This window comes from Allomuricauda sp. CP2A (assembly GCF_001683915.1).
Classification (GTDB): domain Bacteria; phylum Bacteroidota; class Bacteroidia; order Flavobacteriales; family Flavobacteriaceae; genus Flagellimonas.
On the sequence record NZ_LXTT01000130.1, the window covers coordinates 167,819 to 174,816 of the forward strand.

The window sequence follows — 6,998 nt, forward strand, 5'->3', positions numbered from 1 at the left end:
AGAATATTGTCCAAAAAGAAGTGGCTTATTTCAGCTGAAATTCGGTGGAGGCCAGCAATCTTTCGTCCTCAAAAACATTGAGGGTGTAAATTCCTTCCGGAAGGGATCCCTCTGGAACGGTAATGGCATCGCAAACACTGATTTCCTTACCCGTGTATACAATCTCCACTTTTTTGCTGTAGGTGTTGCCACTCACCGAAACGGTATTGGCATTATCTTCAATAACGGCCATGTTGGGGTCCAAAAATTGGAGATAGAGCACTTTTACATCCCCTTGCTCACTGGGATCGCTCAAAATAGTGACACAGCCCCTCAATTTTTCAATGGTCGATGCTTTGTTGGTCTTAATGGGCCTGCCTGCACGCAAACGGAACCCACTGCCTTCGGCATCCTGTAATTTTAAATAACTTTTTATGCGAAGTTCCCGGGTAAGTTCCCTATTGGTCTCCCTGAGCAGCGATTCTGTTTCTTGCATGGTATTTGCCCTTCCCCTAAGCTCTTCCAGTTGTTTTCGGGTCTCCTCGTAACGACTGGCCATAAGGCTGTTGTTATACCGAAGAAAGTTGTTCTTGAGTTTTAGGCTATCGAACCGGATTTCAAGTTTACGGAGTTCTTTCCGGGTTTCCTTTAATTTGGTGATGCTGAAGTTGAGTCTTCCCACAGAATCCAATAATTGCTGTACCCTGAACCTTGATGTCTGCAATTCAATCTCATTGACCTCGTTGAGTCCGGATAACCGATCCACTTCGGCTTTCATCAAAGTAAGATCTTTGACCAAAATGGATTTTTCATCTTCCAAGAACGACATTTGGTTCTGGGACTGCGCATAACTGTAATAAAAAGCTATTAGAATACCCACGATGACCGCAACAAGTGCAGCAAAGATAATTTTGTAGTTGAAATTGTTATCTTGGGGGTTCATGGACTAACAGACTACTCTAACGCATATACGATTTGACACCAAAAAGGTTGGCTAAGATAATAAACGTGATTAACAACATCCTATTGCCACAGGTATGTTTTGGATGTAATACCCAATTATTCAGGGGAGAACGCGTTTTGTGTACCGTTTGTCGACATGAAATGCCACTCACCGATCATAACTTTCTGGAAGAAAACACAGTAGACCGTATATTTTATGGGAGAATTCCTATAAAAAAGGCCGTATCCTTTGTTTTTTTCTCAAAAAATGGGATTGTAAAAAACCTGTTGCATTGGTTAAAATACAAAAATCAAGAGCAAATTGGAGCCTTTTTTGGGGATTGGTGCGGTTCACTTTTGGAAAAAGATGGGAATCTTAAAAAAGTGGACGTTGTGGTACCTGTTCCATTACATCCCAAAAAACTAAAAAAGCGAGGTTATAACCAAGTTGCCCTGTTTGCACAGAGGATTGCATCTTCCCTTGGGGCAGAATATCGGGACGACCTTCTTCTAAAGGTTGTCAACACAAAGACACAGACCAAAAAGGATCAGCAGGCACGTTGGGAGGACTCCAAAAAGGCCTTCCAGCTTAATCCAAAGGCCAAAACTTCCTTTGGGCATGTGCTTTTGGTAGACGATGTCATTACTACCGGGGCCACCATAGAATCCTGTGCCAAGGTACTCTTGCAGCTGAAAAATGTCCGTGTTTCGGTTTTGAGCATGGCCGTTGTGCCCTAGGGTTAAAATTTGTGAATGCTTGGGTCAGGTTTTTAAATTAGTTGTTTCTTTGTCCCATTGATTTTGAGCATGGCGTACATCAAAAAAATATTGGGTCTGCTATTTTTTGCCTTTGTGGCCCTCGCCCTTTGGCAATGCGCCAAAAGAGGTTCCCCATCAGGGGGGCCGAAAGACCTGACCCCACCAAAACTGACCCGTGCCGAACCCGAAAATTTCTCCGTGAATTTTAAGGCCGAAAAAATACGGCTCTATTTTGATGAACTTATTAAGTTAGAAAATGTACAGCAACAATTGGTGGTCTCCCCTCCTTTAAAAAATCAACCTGAAATAACCCCACAGGGTGGACCCAGAAAGTATATTGAAATTATTTTGAAGGATACGCTGCGGGAAAACACCACCTATACCCTTAATTTTGGGCAAAGCCTGGTGGACAACAATGAAGGAAACCCAAACAGTTTTTTGACCTATGTGTTTTCAACGGGTGACTATATTGATTCCTTGACCTTAAGCGGTGCGGTAAGGGATGCCTATAATAGAAAAGCGGATGAATTTGTAAGCGTAATGCTCTATGAAATAGACACCGCCTATACAGATTCAACGGTTTATAAGAGCCTCCCCAATTACATTGCAAATACCGGGGATAGTCTGCCCCTTTTTGAATTGAGAAACTTGAAGGCCGGAAATTACGCCTTGTTCGCCCTAAAGGATGAGAACAAAAACAACAAATTTGATCAAAGGTTGGACAAAATTGGATTTCTTGAAGATACCATTACATTGCCAACAGACTCCATTTATCTGCTGAACCTATTCAAAGAATTGCCAGATTACAGCATTTCTGTGCCCAGTTATGTGGCCAAAAACCGTATTATCTTCGGATATCAGGGGGATTATCGGGATATTGCTATTGAAACGTTGACCGAACTACCGGACTCCGTAGAAACCATCATTCTTAAAGATCGGGAGAAAGATACCTTGAACTATTGGATCAGTCCCACAGATTTGGATTCCATCATATTCACCGTGACCAACGCAAAAATGGAAGCCATTGATACCTTCACCGTAAAAACCCGAAAATTGCCTTTGGACTCGCTCACATTGAGCAACGGTGTTCAGGGTAAATTTAGCTTTGAAGACAGTTTCAGTGTTTTGGCCAATACGCCGATTGCTTCTGTGGACACTACCAAAATAGGACTTGTGGTGAACGATTCTTTACTGGCTCCCTATAGTTATGCGATTGATTCGTTGGAGAACAAAATTGATTTTGATTTTGATGTTGAACCCAATCAAAGCTATCGATTTGCCTTCCTGCCAGGGGCAGTGACCGATTTTTTCGGGATTCAAAATGATACGTTGGACTACAACATCTCAACAAGCAGTTATGCCGACTACGGCAATTTGCGGTTCAACCTCAGTGGGGCTGTTCAATACCCTGTTATTATGCAGCTCTTGACCGAGAAAGGGGAGGTTCAACGGGAAATTGTTGCGAGTGAACCCCAAATCTTTGAGTTCAACAACCTTGATCCCGGCAATTATATTGCGAGGGTGATTTTTGACGGGAACGGGAACGGAAAATGGGACACCGGAAGCTATCTCAAAAAAATACAGCCCGAAAAAATCAGTTATTTTCCTGATGTAATTGAAGTACGTGCCAATTGGGAAATGGAACAGAGTTTTATCCTAACAGAGTAAATTGGTCCCTATCCTCCAAAAATCGCAACTTGTTTCGGGTGGTTTCAATATGCTTCTTATCCAAAGTAGCATATAAAATCCCTTCCTCTTCTGAATAGGCCATTTTTTTACCCAATGTGTCATACACCGCCGAATGTCCGGAGTATTCATAGTCCAACCCGTCCAATCCTATCCTGTTGACGCCAATGCTGTAGGCCATATTCTCAATGGCCCTTGCTTGAAGAAGGGTGTCCCAAGCAGAAATTCTGGGTTTTGGCCAATTGGCCACATAGATGAGGGCATCATATTCTTCCACATTTCTGGACCAGACCGGAAATCGCAGATCATAGCAGATCATGGGACAAATCTTAAACCCTTTATAGTTCACAAACAGCTTTTGGGTGCCTGCTTCATAGACCAGATCTTCACCTGCCAAGCTAAAAGTATGTTTTTTGTCATAGGTTTTTACATAGCCATCAGGGAAAACAAAGAACAGCCGGTTAAAATATCTGTTGTCTTCATGATAGACAATGCTGCCCGTTAATGCTGCCCGTTTTTCCCTGGCCAATTTTTGCATCCAGGCCACAGTAGCATTCCCTTCGGGATGTGCAATGTTCTGGGGTTCCATGGTAAAGCCGGTGGTGAACATTTCCGGAAGGATAATCAAATCCACCTCATCAGGTATGGAGGTAATCTTTTTTAGGAACATTTCCCGGTTGCCCAAGGGGTCTTCCCAGTGCAACGGGGTTTGAACAAGTGCTAATTTAAGTGTTGATCTCATTTGGTTTTTTTCAATAATTCCACCAAGGGCTGCATCCCTTGTTCCTGAGCGTAATCCAAAGCCGTATTGCCTCTGGCATCCTTTATGGAAGCATCGGCTCCATGCTCCATTAGCAATTTGGCTATCCCTTGTCGATTAAAGGTAACGGCATAAATAAGGCAGGTGGCTCCCATGGCATTGATGTGGTTGACATTGGCCCCTGCATTGATCAATTGCTCTGCGATGTCCGTGTACCCTTTAAAACAAACCCCCATTAAAGCCGTATTGCCAGAACCGTCCTTGGCGTCAACCTCCGCTCCTTTCTTCAGCAAGAGTTCCACCAATTTACCGTGACCGTAGTAGGCTGCCAATAGCAAAGAGGTGGACCCTCTTTGGTCTTTGGATTCCAATAACTTATGATCAGTAGCCAATAGTTTTTCAACTAGCTCTGAATCCCCATTTCGTATATGGTTGAATAAATTATCCGTATTGCTCATCTTATTTGCGGAAGTTATAAAAAAACTGCCACAACCTTGGGGGATGCGGCAGCTTATCAAGTTAATTTTCCTTTTCTTACTATTCCGTAGAAATGTGTCTATTTCTATTTTAGGTCAAAACGATCTAGGTTCATTACTTTGGTCCATGCTGCAACGAAGTCGGCAACAAACTTTTGTTTGCCATCTTCAGAAGCATACACTTCGGCCAAGGCACGTAAAATGGAATTGGAACCAAATACCAAGTCCACACGGGTACCGGTCCACTTTAGATCACCAGTCTCACGGTCACGGCCTTCGTACAACGATTTTTCATCGTTGGCGGCTTTCCATTCAGTGGCCATATCGAGCAAGTTTACGAAGAAATCGTTACTCAAAACCCCAACTTTATCGGTAAGCACACCGTGCTTTGAGCCATCAAAGTTGGCACCCAGCACACGCAAACCACCTACAAGAGCGGTCATCTCGGGTGCGGTAAGGGTCAACAATTGGGCCTTATCCACCAACAAATGCTCGGCTGGCACTTTTACGCCTTGTTTCACATAGTTACGGAAACCGTCATATTTAGGTTCCAAGTAATTAGTGGCCTCAACATCGGTTTGATTTTGGCGGGCATCGTTACGCCCTGGTGCAAAAGACACTTCGGTTGGAACACCGGCATCGCTAGCAGCTTTTTCAACTGCGGCAGTACCGGCCAAGACAATCATATCAGCCAAAGAAATTTTCTTTCCGCCACTGGCATTACTGTTGAATTCGTTCGTAATGGCTTCAAGTGCTTTTACCACGTTTCCGGTGCCTTTGTTCACCTCCCAACCGTTCATGGGTTCCAAGTTGATACGTGCACCATTGGCACCACCACGCTTATCACCACCACGGAAGGTGGACGCAGACGACCAAGCAGTGTAAACCAAATCGGAAATTGAAAGACCGGAATCCAATACTTTTGCTTTCAATGCTTTTACATCAGAGGCATCAACCAAAGTGTAATCTACCGCTGGAATGGGGTCTTGCCAATCCAATTCTTCTTTTGGCACTTCGGGCCCAAGGTAACGGGAACGTGGTCCCATATCTCGGTGCGTCAGCTTAAACCAAGCACGGGCGTAAGCTTCGGCAAAAGCTTGTGGGTCATCCAAGAACTTACGTGAAATCTTCTCATAAGCTGGATCAAAGCGCAAGGACAAATCAGTGGTCAACATGGTTGGTTTTCTGTTGGGACCACCAAAAGCATCGGGGATGATGGCTTCGGCATCCTTGGCCACCCATTGGTGTGCCCCCGCAGGGCTTTTGGTCAATTCCCATTCGTATTTAAACAAGAATTGGAAAAAATCGTTGCTCCAACGTACCGGTGTGGATGTCCAAGTTACCTCAAGTCCAGAAGTAAAGGCGTCACCAGCCTTTCCTGAACCATTTTTATTGACCCATCCCAATCCTTGCAATGCCAAATCTTCTGATTCGGGATCGGCACCAACCAATTCTGCATCGCCATTACCGTGGGTTTTACCGATAGTATGTCCCCCAGCAATAAGGGCTACGGTTTCTTCGTCGTCCATAGCCATGCGTTTAAAGGTCTCTCGAATGTCGTGAGCAGCAGCTACGGGATCAGGATTTCCGTCTGGTCCTTCAGGGTTTACATAGATGAGCCCCATTTGTACAGCTCCTAAAGGGTCTTCCAAATCGCGTTCTTCTTTGTTGTGCGAATAGCGGCTGTTGGGCGTATCGCTTAAGGCCAACCATTCGCTCTCGCTTCCCCAATATACATCTTGGTCTGGCTCCCAAACGTCCTCACGACCACCGGCAAAACCAAAAGTGCGGAATCCGGTTGATTCCAAGGCAACGTTTCCAGCCAATATCATAAGATCTGCCCAGGATATTTTCTGACCGTATTTTTGTTTGATGGGCCACAACAAGCGACGGGCTTTGTCCAAGCTCACGTTGTCCGGCCAAGAGTTAAGGGGGGCAAAGCGTTGTTGACCACGGCCACCACCGCCACGACCGTCTCCAGAACGATATGTACCTGCACTGTGCCATGCCATACGGATGAACAAACCGGCATAACTGCCAAAATCGGCAGGCCACCAGTCTTGCGAATCGGTCATAACCTTCAAAAGGTCTTTTTTAAGCGCTGCGTAGTCCAGCTTTTTGAACGCTTCGGCGTAGTTGAATTTTTCTCCAAGCGGGTTGGATTTTTCTGAATGCTGGCTTAAAAGTTCCAACTTAAGACGGTTGGGCCACCAATCTTCATTTTGTGTACCACTCCCGGCCACTTGTTTTATTTCTCCGTTCAAAAAAGGACAAGCGCCCTCATCTGCACCATTTGCCAATTCTTTACTCATGATTCGTATGTTTTTAGATTAAATTTTAGCCTTCGTAAATTTACGAAATTACCCCTCTGAAACATAGATAATTAATATTAAAAT

6 protein-coding genes are annotated in these 6,998 nt (G+C 44.5%); 2 read left to right on the forward strand and 4 right to left on the reverse strand.

Features of this window, described 5'->3' with window-relative positions:
• Window positions 1-25 precede the first annotated feature (25 nt).
• The gene (locus A7D14_RS15700) at window positions 26-922 is read right to left on the reverse strand and encodes a hypothetical protein (protein WP_067036739.1); all 897 of its coding nucleotides are present in this window, start codon (window positions 920-922) and stop codon (window positions 26-28) included.
• Window positions 923-1,083: 161 nt separating this feature from the next.
• Between A7D14_RS15700 and A7D14_RS15705 the strand changes: the two genes are divergently transcribed.
• Both A7D14_RS15705 and A7D14_RS15710 read left to right on the forward strand, forming a co-directional pair.
• Window positions 1,084-1,659, forward strand: a complete 576-nt coding sequence (locus A7D14_RS15705) for a ComF family protein (protein WP_255307477.1) — start codon at window positions 1,084-1,086, stop codon at window positions 1,657-1,659.
• A 69-nt stretch (window positions 1,660-1,728) separates the two neighbouring features.
• Entirely contained in the window at window positions 1,729-3,348 is a 1,620-nt protein-coding gene (locus A7D14_RS15710) for an Ig-like domain-containing protein (RefSeq protein ID WP_067036744.1), read from the forward strand.
• Here the strand turns inward: A7D14_RS15710 and A7D14_RS15715 are convergent.
• The 3 genes from A7D14_RS15715 to katG all read right to left on the reverse strand — a co-directional run bounded on the left by A7D14_RS15715 (window position 3,332) and on the right by katG (window position 6,914).
• Window positions 3,332-4,108: a nitrilase family protein gene (locus A7D14_RS15715; protein WP_067036747.1), complete on the reverse strand. Its 777-nt coding sequence runs from the start codon at window positions 4,106-4,108 to the stop codon at window positions 3,332-3,334. The two genes, A7D14_RS15710 and A7D14_RS15715, sit on opposite strands and share 17 nt — an antisense overlap.
• The gene (locus A7D14_RS15720) at window positions 4,105-4,584 is read right to left on the reverse strand and encodes an ankyrin repeat domain-containing protein (protein ID WP_067036750.1); all 480 of its coding nucleotides are present in this window, start codon (window positions 4,582-4,584) and stop codon (window positions 4,105-4,107) included. Before A7D14_RS15720 ends, A7D14_RS15715 begins: the two co-directional genes overlap by 4 nt.
• Window positions 4,585-4,688: 104 nt before the next feature.
• Complete coding sequence (gene katG / locus A7D14_RS15725) at window positions 4,689-6,914, reverse strand: catalase/peroxidase HPI (protein WP_218058542.1); 2,226 nt, start codon at window positions 6,912-6,914, stop codon at window positions 4,689-4,691.
• Window positions 6,915-6,998 lie beyond the last annotated feature (84 nt).